Source organism: Burkholderia sp. BCC0405 (genome assembly GCF_902833075.1).
In the GTDB taxonomy this organism is placed as follows: domain Bacteria; phylum Pseudomonadota; class Gammaproteobacteria; order Burkholderiales; family Burkholderiaceae; genus Burkholderia.
Genome location: NZ_CADFEO010000012.1, coordinates 123,689 through 147,478, shown reverse-complemented (window position 1 = coordinate 147,478; position 23,790 = coordinate 123,689). Strand labels below are relative to the sequence as shown.

The window sequence follows — 23,790 nt, the reverse complement described above, 5'->3', positions numbered from 1 at the left end:
AATGGCATGGACGAGCGGCTGAGAGGCGTGGCCGAATTTGTCGACGTGGTGGAGTCGGGCAGCTTCGCGGCGGCCGCGCTGCGGCTCGGCGTCACGCGCTCGGCCGTCGCGAAGGTCGTCGCGCGGCTCGAGCGCCGTCTCGGCACCCGGCTCCTGCAGCGCACGACACGCCAGCTCGGCCTGACGGACGAAGGGCTCGTCTATTACGAGCAGTGCCGGCGGCTGCTGGCCGAACTCGGCGAGACGGAGGCCGCGCTCGACGTGGGGCAGCGCGAGCCGGCGGGGCGGTTGCGCGTCAGCGTGCCTGTGCTGTTCGGGCGGCAATGCGTGGCGCCCGTCATGCGGCGCCTCGTGGAGCGCCATCCGCGGCTCGAAATCGACGTGTCGTTCAGCGATCGCGTGGCCGATCTGGTCAACGACGGCTTCGACATCGCGGTGCGTATCGGCGAACTGGCCGATACGAGCGCGCTCGTCGGCCGGAAGCTCGGCATGCAGCGCATGGGTATCTGCGCGTCGCCCGGCTATCTCGAACGTCATGGCCGTCCGGCGGGGCCCGACGAACTCGCGTCGCACGTCGGCATCGCGTATTCGCGCGGCGGGCAACCGACACCGTGGCGGGTCGTCGGCGCGGACGGCGCGGTGCACGACCATCGCCCGGCCGGCCGCCTGCGCCTCGACGACCTGCAGGCGATCGCGGATGCGGCCGCCGCCGGCGCGGGCCTCGCGTGGCTGCCGTGCTGGCTGATGGCGCCTTACCTGCGCGACGGCCGCCTCGCGCTCGTGATGGACAGCAACAGCGTGTCGGGTACCGACGTGTTCGCGGTGCGGCCGGCCTCGCGTCAGGTGCCGTCGAAGGTGCGTGTCGTCATCGATGCGCTCGTCGACGAGATACCGCGCGTGCTGGCGTCGGACGATTGAGGCGGGCGGCATTTCCACGAAGCATGACCGGCCGACGCGGCGCATGATCGTCTCACGCCGAGGATCCCGGCGGCCCGCTTCGGGAAACGCGTTTCGGCGCCGACGTGCATCCTGTCACCGCGAACTTCGCGCGGTACGCGGTTGGCCTTGCGCTCACCGCGCCGCTCCCCGCGTGCCCGGCATGCGGCTTGATGCGTCGGCGCCGCTCGCTCAATTCGACGCCCGATTCGGATTGCAGTCCACCGAATACTCCGCGTGCTCGCCATTGACGTGCAGCACCAGCGTCGCGTTGCAGATGTCGTCCGAGCCGACGCTCAGCCTCAGCGTCGCGAGCGGCCGGTCCTCGCCGCCGGCGAGCCGCGACTCGCCGGAGCGCGTCAGCGTGGCCGATCCTGCTTCGCCGGTCTTGACGATGCGCAGGCTGTACGACACGTCGACCGGTGCGGCCGCCCGCACGTGCGGCACGATGTTCACGCCGCCGGCGCTGGCGGCGATGTCGAAATAGGCGTCGAGATCGTGAATGCCAACCATGATCGTCCCCTGTCGAATGAAAAAAGGCCGAACGGGCAACCGTCCGGCCTTTTCGTTACACCGGCGGCGCTCAGTGCTGCTTGATCGATGCGGTGTTGTAGAGGCCGTTCTGGCTGATGCTCGCGTAGTTCGCGTTGCCTTGCTGTACCAGCGTGGCGTTGTTGTTGTAGCCGATCTGCGTCACGTAGCCCAGGTTACCCGTGCCCGACACCTGCGATGCGTTGATGAGGTTGAAGCCGCCGGCCTGCGTGAGGCTCAGCACGTCATCCGCGCCCGTCTGCGACGCATTGGCGTAGTTGCCGGTGTCACCCGACTGGTTCACCGTCGCCGTCGAGCCCGATGCTGCCGACTGCGTCACATACGCCTGGTTGTCCGCCGAACCTTGCGTGATGGATGCCGTCGAACCGGCCGAGCTGCTTTGCGTGATCGACGCCGTGTTGAACGCGGCCGTTTGCGTGATGGACGCGCCGTTGCCGTATCCAAACTGCTGTGTGATCGTCGCGTTGTCGCCGAACTCGAACCACTGATTGACCGTTGCGTTGTTGCCGTCCGTGGTCTGCGTGATCGACGTCGTGTTGCCGGCCGCCGCGAGCTGGTTCACCGTTGCGTTGTTGCCGTTCACGCCGCCCGACTGCGAAATCGTCGTCACGTTGCCGCCGCCGAACGACGAGTTCACGTTGGCGGTTTCGGTGCCGCTCTGCGTCGTCCCCTTCGGCGAACTGCGTCACGTTGGCGTTGGCCGTGCCGTCCGTTTGCGTGATCGAAATCGCGTTCGCGGCCCCCCAGGCCCATCGCCTGCTTGCGTTCGATACCATTTCCCCGACCCCGGAATCATTTGTACGAAATAGGGCGCCGCCCGATTTTCGGGTGATTCGTTCCTGGTCGAACGCGGCACATGGTGGGGGGAGGCAGCAAGAGGCGTGCCTGCCAATTTTTTAAACGGCATACTTTTTTAAGTCGTTATTCGTCTAATTGTTCGGCTGCATATTTCTGTCATGTAAAACGTTTTCGAATTGGATATTCATTAACAAGCTTTCTTTTACAAATGGAGTATTGCAATTTAATCAGACGATATTTAAGGAAAATCGTGATCTGGAAATTCCCGGCGAGGCTGACGCGGAGAAAACGTAACGTGTTGCTACGGGTTCGCGCGTAACGACACGACGTAACGTCCCGTTACGCACGTAGAATCGTCCGATGAAAGCGCAGGTTCCGGGCCTCCGCCCGGAAAACACCTTCCACGCCATTCATGTGAACGGACTTCGGGAGCACTCATGTCATCTCGCACGTATCTCGTCACCGGCGCATCGCGCGGCATCGGCCTTGCGGTCAGCGCGTTGCTCGCACAGCGAGGCCATCGCGTCATCGGTCTCGCGCGTCACACACAGGACATCGACTTCCCCGGCGAATTGCGCGCGTGCGATCTCGCCGACATCGAACAGACGGCGGCCACCCTTGCACGCGTCAGTGAGCAGCACGACGTCGACGGCATCGTGAACAACGCGGGTATCGTGTTGCCGCAACCGCTTGGACAGATTGATTTCCAGTCGCTGCAGACCGTGTTCGATCTCAATGTGCGGGCCGCGATCCAGGTTACGCAGCACTTTGCGGATGCGATGAAGGCGCGTGGCTACGGGCGCATCGTCAACATCTGCAGCCGCGCGATCTTCGGCAGCCTCGATCGCACCGCGTATTCCGCCGCGAAGAGTGCGCTCGTCGGCTGCACGCGCACATGGGCGCTCGAACTGGCCGAACATGGCGTGACCGTCAACGCGGTTGCGCCGGGGCCGATCGAGACGGAACTGTTCCGGCAGACGCGGCCCGTCGGCAGCGAAGCCGAACGCAAGGTGCTCGCGACGATCCCCGCGCGCCGGCTCGGCACGTCCGGCGATGTGGCGGCCGCAGTCGTGTTCTTCCTGTCGGACGAAGCCGCTTTCGTCACGGGGCAGGTGCTGGCCGTGGATGGCGGCGGCAGTCTCGGCGGGCGGAGTTGACGCCGAAGCTGAAGCGTCGGGCGCCGTAGACGCTGGGGCCCGGCAGCGGCCGGTTTCGGCACGTATCGGGGGCGGGGGGGCGCGCCCATGTGCGCGCGCTGATAGCGGGCATTCTGCTTGCACGCATATTCCGCCACCCCGTTAGCATGTGACGAATCGGACTTTGGGCGCCGCGCGCGCGACGCTAAGATCGCCGCTCCCGTAGATCGAGCGTTCAGAACAATGAAAAAGTCCGCGTCGCCGTTGCATGCCTTTCGTTTCCGTGTCGTCTGCGCCGCGATTGCCGGCGCGCTGTCGCTCGCATCGTGCGGCGGCGTCGACAGCGAGACGCCGTCGCCGCAGACGAACACCACGCCGCCGCTGGCCGCGAAACGCCCGAACATCCTGTACATCATGGCCGACGATCTCGGCTATTCCGACATCCATGCATTCGGCGGCGAGATCAACACGCCGAACCTCGACGCGCTCGTCGCGTCGGGCCGCATCCTGTCGAACCATCACACGGGCACCGTCTGCGCGATCACGCGCGCGATGCTGGTGTCCGGCACCGACCACCATCTCGTCGGCGAAGGCACGATGGGCGTGCCGACCGACGAACGGCGCGGGCTGCCCGGCTACGAGGGCTACCTGAACGACCGGGCATTGTCGTTCGCACAACTATTGAAGGATGCCGGCTACCACACCTACATCGCGGGCAAGTGGCATATCGGCTCGGGGATCGTCGGCAGCGCGACGGGCAGCGGACAGACGCCCGACCAGTGGGGCTTCGAGCGCAGCTACGTGCTGCTCGGCGGCGCGGCGACGAACCACTTCGCGCACGAGCCGGCCGGCTCGTCGAACTACACGGAAGACGGCCGCTACGTGCAGCCTGGCCAGCCCGGGCAGCCGGGCGGCGCGGGCGGCAGTCCGGCCGTGTTCTATTCGACCGATTTCTATACGCAGAAGCTGATCTCGTACATCGATTCGAACCGGCGCGACGGCAAGCCGTTCTTCGCATACGCGGCCTACACGTCGCCGCACTGGCCGCTGCAGGTGCCCGATCCGTGGCTGCACAAGTATGCCGGCGTGTATGACGCCGGCTACGACGCGATCCGCAACGCGCGGATCGCGCGGCAGAAGGCGCTCGGCCTGATCCCCGCCGATTTCAAGCCGTTCGACGGCTTGCCTGAAACGACGGCCGCGTCGCCCGCGACCGCGAACAACGGCACATCCGCCGCGAAATACATCAGCGCGGTGCATTCGGCCGCGGACGGCTACAGCGACTACGGCCCCGGCAACGTCGACAAGCTGTGGTCGAGCCTGTCGCCGGCCGAGCGCCGCGCGCAGGCGCGCTACATGGAGATCTATGCAGGGATGGTCGAGAACCTCGACTACAACATCGGCCTCCTGATCCAGCACCTGAAGGACATCGGCGAATACGACAACACGTTCATCATGTTCCAGTCGGACAACGGCGCGGAAGGCTGGCCGATCGATTCGGGCGCGGACCCGACGGCGACCGACACCGCGAACGGGCAGGCGCCGATCTACGCGACGCTCGGCACCGACAACGGCAAGCAGAACGCGCAGCGCCTGCAATACGGGCTGCGCTGGGCCGAGGTGAGTGCGTCGCCGTTCCGGCTCACGAAGGGGTATTCGGCCGAAGGCGGTGTGTCGACGCCGACGATCGTGCGCCTGCCGGGCCAGACGCAGCAGCTGCCGACGCTGCGCGCATTCACGCACGTGACCGACAACACGGCGACGTTCCTCGCGGTCGCGGGCGTCACGCCGCCGTCGCAGCCGGCGCCGCCGCTCGTCAACACGCTGACGGGCGTCGATCAGAACAAGGGCAAGGTGATCTACAACAACCGCTACGTGTATCCGGTCACCGGCCAGTCGCTGCTGCCGGTGCTGACGGGCACGGCGACGGGCGAGGTGCATACCGCGCCGTTCGGCGACGAAGCATACGGCCGTGCCTACCTGCGCAGCGCCGACGGCCGCTGGAAGGCGTTGTGGACCGAGCCGCCGCTCGGGCCGCTCGACGGTCACTGGCAGCTGTACGACCTCGCGTCGGATCGCGGCGAGACGACCGACGTGTCCGCGCAGAACCCGTCGGTGATCAGCACGCTCGTCGACCAGTGGAAGACCTACATGAGCAACGTCGGCGGGGTCGAACCGCTGCGTCCGCGCGGCTACTACTGAACCGGGGCGACACGATGCGGTTCCGGTTCCGGACAATCGGCGCGGCGCTTGCCGCCACACTGTTCGCCGCCGCGTTCGCGGCCGGTTATGCCAATCCCGTCGCACCGGCGGGTGACGCATTCGACGACGCGAATCGCGGCCGCGCGCTCGCCCCGCTCGGCTCGGAGCGGCAATGCGCGCGCTATTCGGGGCTGCCGGCCGGGTGGCGCGACGACCCGAAGGCCGGGATGGTGCACCTGCGCGGCGGCGCGTTCGTGTTCGGCAGCACGCGCGGCTACGCGGACGAGCGCCCGGTCGGCGACGGTCGCACGCGTGTCGGCGGATTCTGGATCGACCAGACCGACGTGACGATTGCGCAGTTCGCCGCGTTCGTGCAGGCGACCGGCTACGTGACCGAGGCCGAACGGCAGGATGGGGCGGCCGTGTTTCACGTGCCGACCCGCGACGAGATGAACGCGCGCGACCTGGCGTGGTGGTCGTGGGTGAAGGGGGCATCGTGGCGTCATCCGCGCGGGCCGCGCAGCGGCGTCGACGGGCTCGGCAACCTGCCCGTCACGCTCGTCACGCAGCGCGATGCGCTCGCGTATGCGCGCTGGCTCGGCCGCGACCTGCCGACCGAGGCCGAATGGGAATACGCGGGCAAGGCCGGCCGCGACGACGCATCGCTCGACGCGGCGCCGCGCGATGCGCAGGGCAAGCCGGCCGCGAACTACTGGCAGGGCGTGTTCCCGGTGCTCGACACGGCCGAGGACGGCCATGCGGGGCTCGCGCCCGTCGGCTGCTACGCGGCGAACGGGTTCCGGCTCTACGACATGATCGGCAACGCATGGGAATGGACCAAGGACGCGTACACGGGCCCGCACCAGTCGCACACGAACGGCGACACGGCGGCCGTCGCGCCGCCGACGCGCCGGCACGATACGCCGATGGTCATCAAGGGCGGCTCGTTCCTGTGCTCGCGCGACTACTGCGTGCGTTATCGCGCGTCGTCGCGCGAACAGCAGGAAGCCGATCTCGGCGCGTCGCATATCGGGTTTCGCACGATTCTGAGGGATGCGTCATGAAGCGCGTCATGGTTTGCGCGGGCGCGTGGCTGATGGCCGCGTGCGCGGTCGTTCATTCGGGTTTGAGCGTTGCCGCCGAATCGGCTGCGCCGGCCGTGCGCGTCGGCGTGACACGCGGCGTGCATGCGCAGATCCTGGATGAAGTGAAGCGGGTCGCCGCCTCGCGAGGATTCGGCGTGGACGTCGTCGAATTCGACGATGCATCGCGCATCGACGCGGCGCTGGCCGATGGCCGGATCGACGCGGCCAGTTTCGAGGATGCGCAACAGCTTGCCGCGACGCGCGCGCGGAAACGCTACGCGCTGACCGGCATCGCGCCGACCGTCACGCTGCCGATGGCGCTCTATTCGCGCAGGCTGAAGAACCTGAACGAACTGCGGCCCGGTGCGACGGTCGCGATTCCCGCCGATCCGCGCGGGATGGCGCGCGCGCTCGTGCTGCTGCAGAACGACACGCTGGTGACGCTGCGCGAGCGGGCCGGCCTGCACGCGACGCTGCGCGACGTGACCGGCAACCGGCTCGGGCTGAAGCTCGTCGCACTGCGGCGCGATCGCCTTTACGCGGCGCTCGACACGGCCGCGTTCGTCGCGATCGACAGCGACGATGCCGCGCGCGCCGGGCTGCAACCCGCGCGCGACAGCATCAGCCTCGAGGATGCACGCTCGCCGTATGCGAACGTGCTGACGGTGCGCGAGGCCGATCGCACGAAGCCGTGGGTGACGCAACTCGTCGCCGCATATCACTCGGACGACGTCGCGCGCTTCATCCTCACGCGCTACCAGGATTCGGTGCGGCGGCCGTGGTAGAGACCTATCTGCTCGCGTGCAACGCATGCGGACGCTGCTGCAACAGCGCACCGGCGCTGTCGTTGCGCGAACTGTTCCGGCATCGGCATCGCTTCGTCGGTGCGCTGGCGATCCGTCGCGTGCCGAAGCGGCGAATCGGCGAGCGCTGGCGTGCGGGCGGCCGCGAGCACGCGCTCGATGCGGACGACGTCGCGGCTTCCGATGCGCTGGCGGCGCGGTTGTTTCATCGCACCGGCGGCGGGGGAGCCGAATGGATCGCGCTGACGCTGCAGGGCTACGACTATCCGTCGCTTGGCCGTTGCGCGGCGCTGGCCGGCGACGGACGCTGCAGCGTGCATGCGGACAAGCCGTCGATCTGCCGCGCGGTGCCGCTCGATCCGATGTTGCCGGACCGCTTGCAGCCCCGCGTGCTGGCCGCGCGGCGCGATGATGCTGCGTGGCTCGGCGCGAACTGCATCGTCGAAACGGCGCGCACGCAATCGTCCGCTGAATCTTCATTTCCGATTCCGCTGGTGACGGCCGGGGAGGTCGCGGATCGTGCGGCGCTCGACGCATATCGCGAAGCGCTCGTGTTCGAGCGCGTGGTGTGGCGAGATGCGGTGTTCGCGTCGTTGACCGATGGCGGGCAGGACGTGCGGCATGCGCTGTCGCGGCTTGCGCCGGGCGGCTACCTGACCGTGTCGATCGCGCCGGTCTTGTTGGCCGTTGCATCGGTGTCCGCGCATTGCCACGCGCTGTGCATGGCATTCATCGATGCGCAACTCGCGCTGATCGGTGTGAATATTGAAGCGGCACTCGCGCGCCGGCTGGCCGACGACCGTCCCGCGACGCGTGAGTTGCGTGGCTTCGCACAGGCGCTCGAACGCGCACGACAGGCGCTGGCGGCGCTGCCGGCGCCCGCGGCCGGCATGCGTGAAGACGCGCCGCGCATCGACGCGTGGCTCGCCGGCCGGCCCGACCTCGATACGCTCGCCGCGTGACGATCTCGGCACGCCGCATTTGTCTTACAATTCGCGCTCTTTCAATCGCTTTCGATGGAGCGGGCATGTACGCGTCGACTTTCATTTTCCGTGCCGGGCAATACGACGACGAATTCCACCGGCTCGACCGGCAGATCGCCGACATGGCGCGCACGACGCCCGGCTATCTCGGCGAGGAGACGTGGGAGAGCGCCGAATCGGGGCTGATCCAGAACGTCTACTACTGGGAGTCGGAGGCCGCGCTGCAGCAGCTGATGCAGCACCCGGCGCATCTCGAGGCAAAGACGAAGCAGGCGCGCTGGCTGGACGGCTATCGCGTCGTGATTTCGAAAGTGCTGCGCGAGTATGGCGACGGCAAGCTCACGCAGCCGCATGCGGGGCAACCCGCCTGAATGGCTGTCTGATGCATTTCTTTCGCATTACGGATCAATAACGAGGCGCCGCGCTCGGCAGCCCGGGTTGGCGCGCGGGTTTCCCCGCGCTCGCGTGCAATCAATTCTTCATCAAGCATGGCTAAGGTGGCGGGGCTTCACGTCGTCAGTCTGTCCACCAACAACATCCTCACTCGATGTCGTACGGAGCCTTGTCCATGCCGAATTTCGCCTTGTCCGCGAAGCGCCGCCGCGCGCTGCGCGATCGTACCGTTCCTGTCTTCGCACTGACGCTGATTGCCGCGAGCATCGGCGTGCACGCTGCCCCGCATGACAACGACGGCGACAGCCGTTTTACGCCGGGCTTCGTGCCGGGCTTCCTGGTCCTCAGCCGCAGCGTGTACGACAACGTGTCGAGCAATGTCCAGCCCGGCGAGATCCTGCCGCCGAACTGCGCGAAGACCACCGGCGGTTGCGGCACGGCATCCGGCGCGCCGAACGACGGCACCTATCCGTACGTGTGGAACAACGACCGCTACGACGGCAACTTCGGCATCACTTCGCGCATCTTCCTCGACCAGATCACGCCGGCCGGCGGTGTCGTCGGCACGCTCGAAGTGCCGAACAGCCTGCAGAACGGCTTCACGCACGACCAGATGGTGACGAGCTTCAGCTCGAAGTCGGAACTCGGCCTGCACCTGTCGCTCGACGGCAACTATCTGACGTTCATGGGCTACGTCGCACCGGTCAACGCGATCGACGTGTCGAACTCGAACACGCCGCTCGCGGTCGATACGACGAACCCGGACGGGCAGACCTTCTACCGCGCGATCGCGCGCATCGATCGCCACGGGCATTTCCGCTTCACCGAGACGAATGCGTACAGCGGCAACAACGGCCGCGCGGCGATCCTGAACAATCGCGACGGCCATGAGATCTACTACACGTCGGGCAACGCCGGCAACGGCTCGAACCCGCAGCCGGACAACGTGATCCTCGGCGCGGGCGCACAGCTCATCGACGGCGCGAAGCATCGCGAAGCGCAGCAGGATCCGGGCGTGCCGACGCCGCTCGCGAGTTTCTCGGTCGCGGAACTCGGCGCGAAGGCCGACAAGATCGGCAAGGACGACAACTTCCGCGGCATCGCGGTGCACGACAACGTCGTGTACTACACGAAGGGCAGCGGCGGCAACGGCGTGAACACCGTGTACTTCGTCGATACGACCGGCACCGCGTGCCCGTCGGGCGTCGGCGTGCCGTCGCCGAAGGCCGTGCTGCCGACGGCGCCGCTCGCCTACAACGCGGCCACGCTGCAGACGGCTGGCCTGCCGAACAACATGTGCGTGCTGGCCGGCTTCCCGACCACGCTGAACAAGACCGCGACGACGCTCTCCTATCCGTTCGGGATCTGGTTCGCCGACGCGAACACGCTCTATGTCGCGGACGAAGGCGACGGCTATACGGGCGGCGCGGACCTGTATACGCATGCCGCCGCGCAGACCACGGCGGGCTTGCAGAAGTGGGTGTACGACGCAGGGGCGAAGCAGTGGAAGCTCGCATACACGCTGCAGAACGGGTTGAACCTCGGTCAGCCGTATTCGGTCGCAGGCTATCCGGCGGGCAACAATTCGGCGACGGGCCTGCCGTGGGCACCGGCGACGGCCGGTCTGCGCAACCTGACGGGCCGCGTCGAACGCGACGGCACGGTGACGATCTGGGCGATCACGTCGACGGTCAGCGGCAACGGCGATATCGGTGCGGATCCGAACCGGCTGGTTGCGGTGCGTGACGTGCTGAAGAACACCAGCGCGGCGACGGCTGCGCACGAGCAGTTCGCGGTGCTGAGGACGGCGAAGTTTGCGGAAGTGCTGCGGGGGATCGCATTCGCGCCGGGGACGGATACGGGGCGGTGGCACTGAAGCAGGCGAGCGCCCGGCGGGCTGATGCCGGGTGACACGGGCACGGCCGTGGGTTTGCGTGGCCGTGCCCTTTGGCTTTGTCGCGGTGCGGGTTCAGTCGGTGCGTTGCACTACGCCGTCTTTCGGCTCCGCCCGCGCCGCGCGCTGCCAGATCGGGAACATCGCGTTCTGGACCGACGTCTGCGCGTCGATGACCTTGCGGTGGTCGATGCCAGGCAGGTCGAGCAACCGATCGACGGCCGCTTTCGCGCCTTCGGCGTCCTGCGGGAACCCGCACGCGAACTGCTTGTTCGTATCGAACAGGATCCACCACACATCCGATTCGTACGGCCCCTGGTCGTTGGTTTCGATCGCGACCGCGCCGAGATCGGACAGTGCGATTCCGTGCGTTGCGCCTTTCGGGTCGGTCGCCTCGATGCGCGTATCGGTCGCGGTCACGACCCAGCGGCTCGGCGGGATGGGCGAAACGGGCGGTGACGGCGCGGTGCGGGGTTGCGCCGCGTCGCTGGAATCGGCAGGCGCTGCGGAATCCATCGCATTCATCGGATCGACCGGGTCATCCGGCGCGATCACCGCCGCTGGCGCGACGGCGTCCTTCTTCGTGCGCCCGCCAATCCACGGCAATGCGGCGCCGCCAACCATCGACGCAATCCACAGGTAGTACCCGATGCCGAATGCGTGGATGGGCTTGAAGTCCGGGCCGGTCGGTATCGTGTGCCATCCGAGTGCGAAGGCCACGACCACGGCGAGCAGCGCGGACACGATGCGGTTCGGCTTGATCAGCGCGACGACCAGCAGCGGGTTGCCGAGCCAGGCGAATTGCAGGTCGAGGATCGCGAGCGGGCCGATCGCGAGCACCATGTAACCGCGCCACCAGTTTGTTGCGCCAGCCGCATTCGGCGGTTCGGCGGCGACCGGCAGCAGCAGCGATACGACGTACAGCGCGACGATGACGGCGCGCGCGAGGTTCAGGCGAGCGGAAGCGGGGCGAGTCTGCATGTTGCCTTCTCGTTGTGCTGGGGCGTGCGAAGCGGCCAATGCCGGACGGCCGTGCCGGCATTCACGACACGTGGCGCGCACGCGTCGCTGGCGACTGTGGGCGATTGTGGGTGATTCCGGCGGCGATGTCGAATCCGTGCCGGCTGCCCGGCCTCGCCACCCGCCGGCCCGCACCGCATCAAAGCGCTTCGACCAGCAACCGCTTGCTCTTCTCGCAGTACTCGTGACAGGCGGCCCGCGCCGCGATCGATGCGCCATGCACGAATCTCGGCGCGTCCGCCCGCCGCGACATCGACACGACGATCGACGGCGGCGACGGCTGCAGCGGCAGCTCCACGACTTCACCGCTTTCGATCAACGCATCGACGAACAGCACCGGAATCGCCGCGACGCCGAACCCGTCGCGCACGAGCTGCACGATCACCGAGATCGACGGCGACCCGGTGATGCGCGTGTCCGACAGCGGCACGCCGTGCGCGTGCGCGAGCGTGCGGACGATATCCTCGAGCGCACGGTGGGGCGCCGTACCGCGCCCGTAAGTGAGGATCGGCTGGCGCAGCACCTGCCGCGCGAGCCCCGTGCGCGTGTTCGGCAGCAGCCCCGCGCGCGCGATCCAGCGCACCGGATAGTTCGCGAGCGCATCGCACACGACCGACGCCTCGTCGCTGCCTTCCACGCGGATGATCAGGTCGAGCTCACCCGCCATCAGCCGGCGCTGCAGCACGACGCTGACGTCGACGGTCAGGTCGATCTCGAGCTGCGGATAGTCGGCCGCCAGCCGCCGCATGTAGTGCGGCAGCCAGCTGTGCACGACGGTCTCGATCACGCCGAGCCGCAGCTTGCCGCGCAGCGCGCGCTCGCCGGAGGCGGCAGCCAGCAGCTCCTGGGTCGCCTCGACCACGGCTTTCGCATAGCCGAGCAGGTATTCGCCGTTCGGCGTGAGCCGGAATTCGCGGCTGTCGCGGTCGACGAGACCCGTCTGCAGTTCGTCCTCGAGCGCCTTCAGGCGCTGCGAGATCGCGGCCGGCGTCGCGTGCAGCGCGGCGGCCGTCGTGCGGAAGTTGCGCAGCTTCGCGAGCGTGACGAAGGTTTCGAGAAAGCGCGTGTTCATGGCGGTCGGGCGATGGGGGGATGTGCACTTTGCCGGTGAGGAAAAGTGAACGGAGCCTGGGAAAACCCCAAGATCCGTTAAGAAATTCTATACACGGAGCGCAAAAAAACTCGTTGGCGACAAAATTTTTTCTTTTCTATTCTTCGCCGTATCCGATGACACGGCACCGTCATCCCGACGACATACCGATCTGCGGCAGACCCTCATGACCCCTTCCGAATTCCGCCAGTCCGTGCGCCACGGCGCGTTCCGCGGCCCGACCGCCGGCCACTGCGGCCCGTACGCGCAAGCGAACCTCGCGATCCTGCCCGAGGCGGTCGCGCACGATTTCCTGCGCTTCTGCCAGGCGAACCCGAAAGCCTGCCCGCTGCTGGGCGTCGGCGAGCCGGGCGCGTTCCGGGTCGACGCACTCGGCGAGGATCTCGACATCCGCACCGACGTGCCGAGCTACAACGTCTACCGCGACGGCCGCCTGACCGAACGCGTCGAGTCGCTGGAAGCACTGTGGCGCGACGATTTCGTCGTATTCGCGATCGGATGCTCGTTTTCGTTCGAGGACATGCTGGCCCGCGAAGGGATTGGCCTGCGCCATGTGGAGGAGGGGCGTAACGTGCCGATGTACCGCACGTCGATTCCGAACCGCCGCGCGGGGATCTTCGGCGGCCAGCTCGTCGTGTCGATGCGGCCGATGCGCGGCGCCGACGCGATCCGCGCGGTGCAGATCACGAGCCGGTTTCCGGGCGTGCACGGCGCGCCGATCCATCTCGGCGATCCGCGCGAACTGGGCATCGACGATCTGAACGCCCCCGAATTCGGCGACGCGGTGACGATCCGCGACGGCGAGCTGCCGGTGTTCTGGGCCTGCGGCGTGACGCCGCAAACCGCGCTGATGGACGCGAAGCTGCCGATCGCGATCGCGCATACGCCCGGCCACATGCTGATGACCGACATCACGAACGCATCGCTGGCCGTATTCTGAGCCGGGGCGACGACCACCCGCACGACACACCGCACGCACGATCGCCATTTGACGGCGCACAACGACAGGAGCATCACCATGGAAAGCAAGACCCTCGCGGCCCCCGCCGCCGAGCCCGCGCCCCTCGAGCGTAGCGGCCTGTTCTCGTGGTACGGGGATGCGCAGCCGCGCGAGCGCCGCGCGTTCTGGAGCTGCAAGGTCGGCTACATGCTCGACGGGATGGACACGCAGATGCTGTCGTTCGTGATCCCGACACTCGTCGCGACCTGGGGCATCTCGCTCGCCGACGCGGGCTTCATCGGCACGATCACGCTGCTCGCATCGGCGCTCGGCGGCTGGATCGCGGGCATCCTGTCCGACCGGATCGGCCGCGTGCGCACGCTGCAGCTCACCGTGCTGTGGTTCGCCGTGTTCACCGCGTTGTGCGGGCTCGCGCAGAATTACCACCAGCTGCTCGCCGCGCGCGCGCTGATGGGCTTCGGCTTCGGCGGCGAATGGACGGCCGGCGCGGTGCTGATCGGCGAAGTGATCCGTGCGCGCGACCGCGGCAAGGCGGTCGGGCTCGTGCAGTCGGGCTGGGCGATCGGCTGGGGGCTGTGCGCGCTGCTGTATGCGCTGCTGTTTTCGGTGCTGCCGGCCGAGCAGGCGTGGCGCGCGCTGTTTCTCGTCGGCCTTGCGCCCGCGCTGCTGGTCGTGGCGATCCGCCGCTACGTGAAGGAGCCGGACGTCTACGAGAAGGAGAAGGCCGCGCAGGCGAAAGTAGCCGATGCGCCGCGCCTCACCGAGATCTTCGCGCCGAAGCTGATCACGACGACGCTGCGCGCGGCGCTGCTGACGACCGGCGCGCAGGGCGGCTACTACGCGATCACGACGTGGCTGCCGACCTTCCTGAAGACCGAGCGGCACCTCACGGTGATGGGCACCGGCGGCTATCTCGCGATGATCATCCTCGGCTCGTGGGTCGGCTACCTGACGAGCGCGTACCTGACCGACCGCCTCGGCCGCAAGCCGAACTTCATCCTGTTCGCGGTCGGCTCGATGGCGATCGCGTTCGCGTACACGTCGCTGAACCTCACCAACGCGTCGATGCTGTGGCTCGGCTTCCCGCTCGGCTTCTTCGCGTCGGGCATCTTCTCGGGGATGGGCGCGTTCCTCACCGAGCTGTTCCCGACCCGCGTGCGCGGCTCCGGCCAGGGCTTCTGCTACAACGTGGGCCGCGCGATCGGGGCACTGTTCCCGTTCCTGATCGGTGCGCTGTCCAAGCAATACGGGCTCGGCACGAGCATCGGCATCTTCGCGGTCGCCGCGTACGGCGTGGTGATCGTCGCCGCGCTGACGCTGCCCGAGACGCGCGGCCGCGAACTCGACGCCGCTTGAGCGGCGGCCCGGCCGGCCCTTCGTTTTTTCTCCCCCTTTGACCGACCCGGCGACATGGCGCGCGACGCGCGCCGTGCGGCGGCGCTCGCCCCTCGACTCAACGACGCATCGACCCGACATCATGACTGACCGACACCTTTCCCCCGTTCCCTCCGACGCCGCACGCTGGCAATTCTGGATCGATCGCGGCGGCACGTTCACCGACATCGTCGCGCGCCGGCCCGACGGCACGCTCGTCACGCACAAGCTGCTGTCGGAGAACCCCGAGCAGTACCGCGACGCGGCCGTGGCCGGGATCCGCCAGTTGCTCGGCCTCGCGGCCGGCGAGCCGATCACGCCCGAGCGCGTCGAGATGGTGAAGATGGGCACGACGGTCGCGACCAACGCGCTGCTCGAACGCAAGGGCGAACGCACCGCGCTCGCGACGACGCGCGGCTTTCGCGACGTGCTGCGCATCGCGTACCAGAACCGGCCGCGCCTGTTCGATCTCGACATCGTGCTGCCCGACGCGCTGTACGAGACCGTCGTCGAGATCGACGAGCGTATCGGCGCGCACGGCGACGTCGTCGTGCCGCTCGATGTTCAGGGTGCCGAAGCGTCGCTGCGCCGCGTGTTCGACTCCGGCGTGCGCGCGCTCGCGATCGTGCTGATCCACGGCTATCGCTACACCGCGCACGAACGCACGCTGGCGGACCTGGCGCGCCGCATCGGCTTCACGCAGGTGTCGGTGTCGCACGAGGTGTCGCCGCTGATGAAGATGGTGTCGCGCGGCGATACGACCGTCGTCGACGCGTACCTGTCGCCGATCCTGCGCCGCTATGTCGAGCAGGTCGCGCACGAGATGCCGGGCGTGAACCTGCAGTTCATGCAGAGCAGCGGCGGGCTGACGCGCGCCGACGCGTTCCAGGGCAAGGACGCGATCCTGTCGGGCCCGGCCGGCGGCATCGTCGGGATGGTGCGCGCCGCGCAGGCGGCCGGCTTCGAGCGCGTGATCGGCTTCGACATGGGCGGCACGTCGACCGACGTGTCGCATTACCACGGCGAGTTCGAGCGCGTGTTCGAGACGCAGGTGGCCGGCGTGCGGATGCGCGCGCCGATGATGAGCATCCATACGGTTGCCGCGGGCGGCGGCTCGGTGCTCGGCTTCGACGGCGCGCGGCTGCGCGTCGGGCCGGAATCGGCCGGCGCGAACCCGGGGCCGGCCGCGTACCGGCGCGGCGGCCCGCTGACGGTGACCGACTGCAACGTGATGCTCGGCAAGATCCAGCCCGATCATTTCCCGCGCGTGTTCGGCCCGCATGCGGACGAACCGCTCGATCGCGACGGCGTGGTCGCGAAGTTCGAAGCGCTCGCCGATGAAATCCATGCGGCGACGGGGCGGCGCGAGACGCCGGAGGCGCTCGCCGAGGGTTTCCTGGAAATCGCGATCGGCAGCATGGCGAACGCGATCAAGAAGATTTCCGTGCAGCGCGGCCACGACGTGTCGCGCTACGTGCTGACGACGTTCGGCGGCGCGGGCGGCCAGCACGCGTGCGGCGTGGCCGACGCGCTCGGGATGACGCAGGTGTTCGCGCATCCGCTCGCGGGCGTGCTGTCCGCATACGGGATGGGCTTGGCCGACCAGACCGCGATGCGCGAGCGCGCGGTCGAGGCCGTGTTGTCCGACGCGTCGCTGCCGGCGCTGAACGCGGCGCTCGACCGGCTGGCCGACGAAGCCGTCGGCGCGCTGCTCGAACAGGGCGTGCCGCCGGAGCGGATCGCGACCGAGCGGCGCGTGCACCTGCGCTACCAGGGCACCGACTCGGCGCTCGACGTGCCGGCCGGCAGCGTCGCCGCGATGCGGCAGGCGTTCGAGGCCGCATACCGGCAGCGCTACGCGTTCCTGATGCCCGGCACGCCGCTCGTCGCCGAACTGGCGTCGGTCGAGGCGATCGGCCGCTCCGACGCGCCGGTGGAGATCGCGCCGCTCGCGCCGCGCAACGAGGGCAACGGCGACGATGCCGCGCTACGCGCCCATTCCGCGGTGCGCTTCCATTCCGGCGGGCAATGGCATGATGCGGCGCTCTACGTGCGCGACACGCTGCTGGCCGGCGACGCGATCGACGGCCCGGCGATCGTCGCGGAGAAGAACGGCACGACCGTCGTCGAGCCTGGCTGGCGCGCGCGGATGACTGCGCAGGGCAACCTCGTGCTGACGCGCACGACGCCGCTGCCGACGCGCCGCTCGCTCGGCACCGACGCCGATCCGGTGCGGCTCGAGATCTTCAACAACCTGTTCATGTCGATCGCCGAGCAGATGGGGCTGCGGCTGCAGAACACCGCGTACTCGGTGAACATCAAGGAGCGGCTCGACTTCTCGTGCGCGATCTTCGACGGCGACGGCAACCTGATCGCGAACGCGCCGCACATGCCGGTGCACCTCGGCTCGATGGGCGAAAGCATCCGCACGGTGATCGAGCGCAACCGCGGCCGCATGCGCGACGGCGACGTGTTCATGCTGAACGACCCGTATCACGGCGGCACGCACCTGCCGGACGTGACCGTCATCACGCCGGTGTTCGCCGACGGCTCGGACGCGCCGCTGTTCTACGTCGGCTCGCGCGGCCATCACGCGGACATCGGCGGCACGACGCCGGGCTCGATGCCGCCCGATTCGACCCACATCGACGAGGAGGGCGTGCTGATCGACAACTGGCAACTGGTGTCGGCCGGCACGCTGCGCGATGCGGAAACCCGCGCGCTGCTCGCGTCGGGACGTTACCCGGCGCGCAACGTCGAGCAGAACATGGCCGACCTGCGCGCGCAGGTCGCCGCGAACCAGAAGGGCGTCGACGAGCTGCGCCGGATGGTCGCGCAGTTCGGCCGCGACGTCGTGCTCGCGTTCATGGGGCACGTGCAGGACAACGCGGAAGAAGCCGTGCGGCGCGTGATCGGCGCGCTGCAGGACGGCGCGTACCGCTATGCGCTCGACAACGGCGCGGAGATTCGCGTCGCGATCCGCGTCGACCGGGCGGCGCGGCGCGCGGAAATCGATTTCACCGGCACGTCGGCGCAGCTCGACAACAACTTCAACGCGCCGAAGGCCGTGTGCATGGCCGCCGTGCTGTACGTGTTCCGCACGCTGGTCGGCGACGAGATCCCGCTGAACGCCGGCTGCCTGAAGCCGCTCACGGTGATCGTGCCGGCGCGCTCGATGCTGAACCCCGAGTATCCGGCGGCAGTCGTGTCGGGCAACGTCGAGACGTCGTCGGCCATCACCAACGCGCTGTACGGCGCGCTCGGCTGCGTCGCGTCGAGCCAGGGAACGATGAATAACTTCACATTCGGCAACGATCGCTACCAGTACTACGAGACGATCGCGGGCGGCAGCGGCGCCGGCGACGGCTTCGCGGGCGTCGGCGCGGTGCAGACGCACATGACGAACTCGCGGCTGACCGATCCGGAGGTGCTCGAATGGCGCTTTCCGGTGCGGCTCGACTCGCATCGCATCCGCGCCGGCTCGGGCGGCGGCGGGCGCTGGCGCGGCGGCGACGGCGCGGTGCGGCGGATCCGCTTCCTCGAGCCGATGACCGCGTCGATCCTGTCGAACAACCGGATCCACGCACCGTTCGGCGCGGCGGGCGGCGAGGCCGGCGCGCTCGGCCGCAACACGATCGAGCGCGCGGACGGCACGGTCGAGGCGCTCGGCCATATCGGCCGCGCGCAGATGGCGCCGGGCGACGTGTTCGTGGTCGAAACGCCGGGCGGCGGCGGATACGGCGCGGCGGGCTGAGCCGTGCGACCGGCGCCGGCGCGCCGCGCCGGGGCTCGAACGGCATTGCGGCGAACTGTGGAATAAAGTTGCGTATTAGCGCACGGAAGGAATCAAAATCGACGGAAAGTCGGAGCGCCGCGAGGCGATCCGACCCTGTCGCCGATGGCTTGTCGCAGCGCTGCCCATGGCTGCTGGAATCGGCCGCAAACGCCCGCCCGGCGGGGCGCTCAGCCCAATTCGCCGACCCCGTCCCGCGCCGCCGCAACCGCGATTGAGCAGGCTGCCAATCATGAAAAATCCGGCTTGCCAATCGAGTCCCAATTCCTTGACACTCCGCTCTAAATGTGAGTGCCATTCCTGATCGTCATTTGATAAGATGGCTCTCATCATTCGTTTGGCAGCACCTGCGCGCATCACGCGCGAACGCCGGGTCGCATTAGCGGGAAACAAGTATGGGACGAGGCCCATCATCACGGCAATCACGGTTGCCCTGCCGGGAACGCGCGATGCGCGCCCCGGAAGGGCGGCCGGCCGGGTCGCCTCCGTCTACACTGTGCGTTTTTTCTGGATCGGGGCGTCTCCATGGATGACGAAAACGATAGCGCGGTGCTCGAGGCGCACGTAGGTACGCGCAGCCCCTGCTGGCGTCTCGGCAGTGACAGCAATGCCCTCGAACTGGCGGCCGTCCGCGGCCTGACCAACGTCGCCGTCGCGCTGACGGGCGAACAGGCCGCGCGCATCCGCGCGCTGACCGGCGTCACGTCGCACCTCGTGCTCGACATCACGCTGTTCGGCGAACCGGTGAGCCTTCATCTCGTCGGGCGGAAAGTCGACACGACCGACTGGGCCGGCACGGCTTCCGCCTATTCCGATACCGAATCCGTCGCGGGCGATCTCGCGCACGGGCTCGCGTTCGCCGAGCAGGTCGTGTCCGAAGTGAATTCGCTCGTCGTGATTCTCGACCGCAACGGGATGGTGCAGCGCTTCAACCGCCTGTGCGAGGAAGTGACGGGCAAGCGCGAGGTCGACGTGATCGGCCGCAGCGCGTTCGAACTGTTCATGAGCCCCGAGCAGGGCGCGCAGTCGCGCAGCAACGTCACGGGCTTTTTCGCGAGCAACCGCTCGTTCGCGGTCGAGCGCTACATCAACACGGTCAACGGGCCGCGCCTGTTCCAGTTCCGCAACAAGTTCGTGCAGAGCGGCAGCGGCGTCGAAGAGCAGTTCCTGATCTGCTCGGGCATCGACATCACCGAGGAGCGCAACGCGCAGCATCGGCTCATCGAACTCGCGAACACCGACGTGCTCACCGGGCTGCCGAACCGCCATGCGATCAGCGAGCGCATCCACGCGGCGATTGCGGCCGAGACCGCCGCATCGCGCGGGCAGGTCGGCATCCTGTTCCTCGATCTCGACAACTTCAAGCGCGTCAACGATCACTACGGGCACATCACCGGCGACCGGCTGCTGCAGGACGTGTCGGCGATCATCAGCGGCTGCCTGCCGTCCGGCGCGACGCTCGCGCGGCTCGGCGGCGACGAATTCCTCGTGCTGTTCGAGCACGGCACGCGGCCGCTGCTCGAAGCGACCGCGCAGATCATTCTCGAACGGCTGCGCACGCCCATTCATCTCGGGCTGATGGAGGTCTACACGAGCTGCTCGATCGGCATCGCGATGTATCCGCAGCACGGCGATTCGCTCGAGACGCTGATCCGCAGCGCGGACACCGCGATGTACGTCGCGAAGGAAGAGGGCAAGCATACGTACCGCGTGTTCTCGCTGGAGATGAACCAGAAGGTCGCGAAGTACATGTGGCTCGACACGAACCTGCGCAAGGCGCTCGAGGAAGAGCAGTTCGTGCTGCACTACCAGCCGGTCGTCGATATCGCGACCGGCGACGTGCACGGTGTCGAGGCGCTGATCCGCTGGCAGTCGCCCGATCGCGGGCTCGTCGCGCCGATCGAGTTCATCCGCTTCGCGGAGGAGTCGGGCCTGATCGCGCCGCTCGGGCGCTGGGTGATGCGTACCGCGGCCGCGCAGGCTGCCGCATGGAAGGCGAAGGGGCTCGACATCCGGATCGCGGTGAACGTGTCCGCGCGGCAGTTGCAGGACATGAACATCGTGCACCAGATGGCGTCGATCCTCGACGCCGCGGGGCTGAAGCCCGGCCTGCTCGACATCGAGCTGACCGAGAGCTGCTTCATCGAGGACGAGGATGCGGCCAACGGGCTGATGCGGCAGTTCCGCCAGCTCGGCGCGCAGATCCATCTCGACGATTTCGGCACCGGCTATTCGTCGCTGTCGCAGTTGTCGCGCCTGCCGCTGGATGCGATCAAGCTCGACCGCAGCTTCATCACGGGCATCGACCGCAATCCGCGCTCGCAGGCGCTGGTGTGCTCGGTCGTGTCGCTCGCGAAGGCGCTGAATTTCGCGGTGGTCGCCGAAGGCGTCGAAACGCATGCGGAAGCCGAATTCCTCAAGCAGATCGACGTCGATCATGCGCAGGGCTACTACTATGCCCGCCCGATGCCGGCACAGGCGTTCGAGGCGTGGCTCGCGGAGACGAGAAAGCTCAGGCTGATCGCCTGAGCTTCGTTCACGAACAGGCGCCGCCGGCAAGCGGCGGCGCCTGTCGCATTACACCGTGCGCAGCTTCGACACGCGCCGGTTCTGCAGCATCACGAGGCGTTCCATGTACGCGAGATCCTTCGGCTCGATCGTGAACGCCGCATACACCCACGCTTCCGTGATGTCCATCAGCTCGGAGCGCGTCAGCTGGAACACCCGCTCGCGCGCGCGCAGCATCGCGCGCACGCCGTTCAGCTTCGGCTTCATCACGTCGATGAAGGTGCGCGTCGCGAGGTACGCGTCACCCGCGTCGAACGTCTGGTCGACCAGGCCGCGATCCTCGTACCACTCGGCAGCGTGCGCTTCGCCGGTCGAGATCAGTTGCTCCGCAATGCCCCGATCGGCCTTGCGCGCGACGAGCGAATAGCCGCCCATGCCCGGGAACAGGTTGAACGCGATCTCGGGAAACCCGAGCTTCACGCCCTTCTGCGCGAGCATGTAGTGATGCGCGAGCGCGGCCTCGAAACCGCCGCCGAGCGCGCTGCCCTCGACCATCGCGATCGAGATCGCCCCGGTGCCGAAGCCCGTGTAGATCTCGTACACGCCGTCGATGCACGAGCGCGCATAGGCCATCAACAGGTCGCGCTTGCCGCTGCGGATCGCGTCGACGAAGAAGCTCAGGTCGCCGCCGACGTTGAACAGCTCGGGGACGAGCGAGCCCGTCACCCAGAAGTCGAACGGCAGGCCCGAGTCGCGTGCGACGCGTGCGAGATGGATGATGTCGGTAACGAGTTGCTGGTTGAAGCACGGCCGCGGCTCCGATCGCAGCATCATCCACATGACATTACGTCCCTCTTCATAAAAGGCGGTCAGTTGAGTGAGTTCGCCGGCTTCGTAAAACGGGCGGCAAGCGGGATGGGATTGGAGTTGCATGGTATGTCCTCGTGAGATGTGGTTTTTGAAGACCGTCGCGCCCGGTGCCGTGCGGGAAGCGAATGTCCCGCCAGGCGCCGGGCGCGAGGCATCGACATTGTTGCGCGCGCACATTCGGCGTATTTGTGGAATGGGTCACCCGAAAGCCGCGCGGGCCCAGGCAGGGCGGCGGTTTCGGGCGAGCGGTCGGGGGAGCGGGGGAGGCCGGCCGGGCCGGTATCGCGGCGTTCCGGACGTGACGACGGAATGCGGGCATGCCGAGTGTCGGCAAACCTGCGAACGGCGCGGCAATGCCGCGTGCGACGCGTGCAGTCGTAACCGTGAATTGGCAATGCGGGGAACGCGTCGCGTCCGCTCGCCGTGCAGGGTATTCACCGGTATCGACGGGTATCCGGCGAATTTTTTGCAGCGTTAGAATCGCGCGCCCGTTCATATCTGCGCGCCTCGTTCCGCGCGCAGGGTCGCGGTTCTCCTCCCCGGCGCGCATCCGACGGAACTTGCCAGAGTCGGTCGGCTTCAGCCAACATTCGCATCCGGCACGGCCGCGCGTTCCGAGCGCGGCCGGCATGGAGGAGAACACGCATGTCAGAGAAACATCGGGTCCTGGTGCTGGACGACGATCCGGAGGTGCGCGCCTGGTTGAGGGGCGTGCTGGAAGAGGCGGGGTTCGACGTATCGACTGCCGACAGCGCCGCGGTGATGCAGCAGCAACTGGCCGCCGCGCCGCACGCGCTCGTCATCCTCGACCTGAAGCTGCGCGGCGAGGACGGCCTGACGGTCGCGCGCGAACTGCGGCGCCGGTCCGACGTATCGATCATCATGATCAGCGGGCTGGGCGACGAGACGGACCGCGTGCTCGGCCTCGAAACCGCGGCGGACGATTTCATCACGAAGCCGGTGTCCGGGCGCGAGCTGATCGCACGCGTGCGCGCGCAGCTTCGCCGCACGACCGAGCTGTCGATGCCGCGTCCCGCTCCGAACGGCGGCGGCCCGCGCTTCTGCTTCGACGGCTGGACGCTCGATTTCGCCGCCCGGACGCTGACGCACGGCGGCAATCCGTGCGCGCTCACGCAGGGCGAGTTCGAGCTGCTGGCGGCGATGGTGCAGCAGCCGTCGCGCGTCTGGTCCCGCGAGCAGTTGTTGGAGCGCACGCGCGGTTTCGGCATCGACGTCTACGATCGCACGATCGACGTGCTGATCCTGCGCCTGCGCCGCAAGATCGAACCGAACCCCGAGCACCCGACCTATATCCGCACGCAGCGCGGCGCCGGTTACGTGTTCTCGGTGCCGGTCGTGCGCGTGTGACGC

Annotated in this window: 18 protein-coding genes and 1 pseudogene; 14 read left to right on the top strand and 5 right to left on the bottom strand. The window is 67.8% G+C overall.

Annotated elements, in window-relative coordinates; translation table 11 throughout:
* Positions 1-6: 6 nt before the first annotated feature.
* On the top strand, positions 7-918 hold the full coding sequence (locus tag HWX36_RS21135) for a LysR family transcriptional regulator (RefSeq protein ID WP_175954378.1): 912 nt from the start codon (positions 7-9) through the stop codon (positions 916-918).
* 68 nt (positions 919-986) lie between these two features.
* A pseudogene (locus HWX36_RS37285) lies at positions 987-1,085 on the top strand (EamA family transporter); the annotation flags it as partial.
* 43 nt (positions 1,086-1,128) lie between these two features.
* On the opposite strand, the gene csgH reads toward HWX36_RS37285, so the two are convergent.
* Positions 1,129-1,449: a curli-like amyloid fiber formation chaperone CsgH gene (csgH, locus tag HWX36_RS21130; RefSeq protein ID WP_175954376.1), complete on the bottom strand. Its 321-nt coding sequence runs from the start codon at positions 1,447-1,449 to the stop codon at positions 1,129-1,131.
* A gap of 70 nt (positions 1,450-1,519) precedes the next feature.
* Complete coding sequence (locus HWX36_RS21125) at positions 1,520-2,125, bottom strand: hypothetical protein (RefSeq protein ID WP_175954374.1); 606 nt, start codon at positions 2,123-2,125, stop codon at positions 1,520-1,522.
* A gap of 598 nt (positions 2,126-2,723) precedes the next feature.
* On the opposite strand from HWX36_RS21125, the gene HWX36_RS21120 reads away from it, so the two are divergent.
* The 7 genes from HWX36_RS21120 (at position 2,724) to HWX36_RS21090 (ending at position 10,764) form a co-directional block, all read left to right on the top strand.
* Positions 2,724-3,443, top strand: a complete 720-nt coding sequence (locus HWX36_RS21120) for an SDR family oxidoreductase (protein WP_175954372.1) — start codon at positions 2,724-2,726, stop codon at positions 3,441-3,443.
* A 222-nt stretch (positions 3,444-3,665) separates the two neighbouring features.
* Positions 3,666-5,624: an arylsulfatase gene (locus HWX36_RS21115; RefSeq protein WP_175954370.1), complete on the top strand. Its 1,959-nt coding sequence runs from the start codon at positions 3,666-3,668 to the stop codon at positions 5,622-5,624.
* Between the two features lie 14 nt (positions 5,625-5,638).
* Positions 5,639-6,688: a formylglycine-generating enzyme family protein gene (locus HWX36_RS21110; RefSeq protein WP_175954368.1), complete on the top strand. Its 1,050-nt coding sequence runs from the start codon at positions 5,639-5,641 to the stop codon at positions 6,686-6,688.
* Positions 6,685-7,494 (top strand): MetQ/NlpA family lipoprotein, encoded by an 810-nt coding sequence (locus HWX36_RS21105; RefSeq protein WP_175954367.1) that lies wholly within the window; start codon positions 6,685-6,687, stop codon positions 7,492-7,494. Before HWX36_RS21110 ends, HWX36_RS21105 begins: the two co-directional genes overlap by 4 nt.
* On the top strand, positions 7,488-8,474 hold the full coding sequence (locus HWX36_RS21100) for a YkgJ family cysteine cluster protein (protein ID WP_175954365.1): 987 nt from the start codon (positions 7,488-7,490) through the stop codon (positions 8,472-8,474). Before HWX36_RS21105 ends, HWX36_RS21100 begins: the two co-directional genes overlap by 7 nt.
* A gap of 65 nt (positions 8,475-8,539) precedes the next feature.
* The gene (locus HWX36_RS21095; RefSeq protein WP_175954362.1) at positions 8,540-8,866 is read left to right on the top strand and encodes an antibiotic biosynthesis monooxygenase; all 327 of its coding nucleotides are present in this window, start codon (positions 8,540-8,542) and stop codon (positions 8,864-8,866) included.
* A 197-nt stretch (positions 8,867-9,063) separates the two neighbouring features.
* Positions 9,064-10,764 carry a hypothetical protein gene (locus HWX36_RS21090; RefSeq protein WP_175954360.1) on the top strand — a complete coding sequence of 567 codons (1,701 nt, stop codon included), beginning with the start codon at positions 9,064-9,066 and terminating at the stop codon, positions 10,762-10,764.
* Between the two features lie 93 nt (positions 10,765-10,857).
* Here the strand turns inward: HWX36_RS21090 and HWX36_RS21085 are convergent, their stop codons facing one another.
* Both HWX36_RS21085 and HWX36_RS21080 read right to left on the bottom strand, forming a co-directional pair.
* On the bottom strand, positions 10,858-11,763 hold the full coding sequence (locus HWX36_RS21085) for a hypothetical protein (RefSeq protein WP_175954358.1): 906 nt from the start codon (positions 11,761-11,763) through the stop codon (positions 10,858-10,860).
* A 178-nt stretch (positions 11,764-11,941) separates the two neighbouring features.
* On the bottom strand, positions 11,942-12,874 hold the full coding sequence (locus tag HWX36_RS21080) for a LysR family transcriptional regulator (RefSeq protein ID WP_175954356.1): 933 nt from the start codon (positions 12,872-12,874) through the stop codon (positions 11,942-11,944).
* A gap of 205 nt (positions 12,875-13,079) precedes the next feature.
* Between HWX36_RS21080 and HWX36_RS21075 the strand changes: the two genes are divergently transcribed.
* From HWX36_RS21075 to pdeR, 4 genes are all read left to right on the top strand, one after another.
* The gene (locus tag HWX36_RS21075; protein WP_175954354.1) at positions 13,080-13,853 is read left to right on the top strand and encodes a putative hydro-lyase; all 774 of its coding nucleotides are present in this window, start codon (positions 13,080-13,082) and stop codon (positions 13,851-13,853) included.
* 78 nt (positions 13,854-13,931) lie between these two features.
* A complete protein-coding gene (locus tag HWX36_RS21070) occupies positions 13,932-15,230 on the top strand; it encodes an MFS transporter (protein ID WP_175954352.1) in 1,299 nt (432 codons plus the stop codon).
* Positions 15,231-15,351: 121 nt separating this feature from the next.
* Positions 15,352-19,002 (top strand): hydantoinase B/oxoprolinase family protein, encoded by a 3,651-nt coding sequence (locus HWX36_RS21065; RefSeq protein WP_175954350.1) that lies wholly within the window; start codon positions 15,352-15,354, stop codon positions 19,000-19,002.
* A 564-nt stretch (positions 19,003-19,566) separates the two neighbouring features.
* A complete protein-coding gene (gene pdeR / locus HWX36_RS21060) occupies positions 19,567-21,570 on the top strand; it encodes a cyclic di-GMP phosphodiesterase (RefSeq protein WP_175954348.1) in 2,004 nt (667 codons plus the stop codon).
* 48 nt (positions 21,571-21,618) lie between these two features.
* Here pdeR and HWX36_RS21055 read toward each other — a convergent pair whose 3' ends face one another.
* A complete protein-coding gene (locus HWX36_RS21055; protein WP_175954346.1) occupies positions 21,619-22,482 on the bottom strand; it encodes a crotonase/enoyl-CoA hydratase family protein in 864 nt (287 codons plus the stop codon).
* A 582-nt stretch (positions 22,483-23,064) separates the two neighbouring features.
* On the opposite strand from HWX36_RS21055, the gene HWX36_RS21050 reads away from it, so the two are divergent.
* Complete coding sequence (locus HWX36_RS21050; RefSeq protein ID WP_175954344.1) at positions 23,065-23,787, top strand: response regulator transcription factor; 723 nt, start codon at positions 23,065-23,067, stop codon at positions 23,785-23,787.
* The last annotated feature ends 3 nt before the right edge of the window (positions 23,788-23,790 follow it).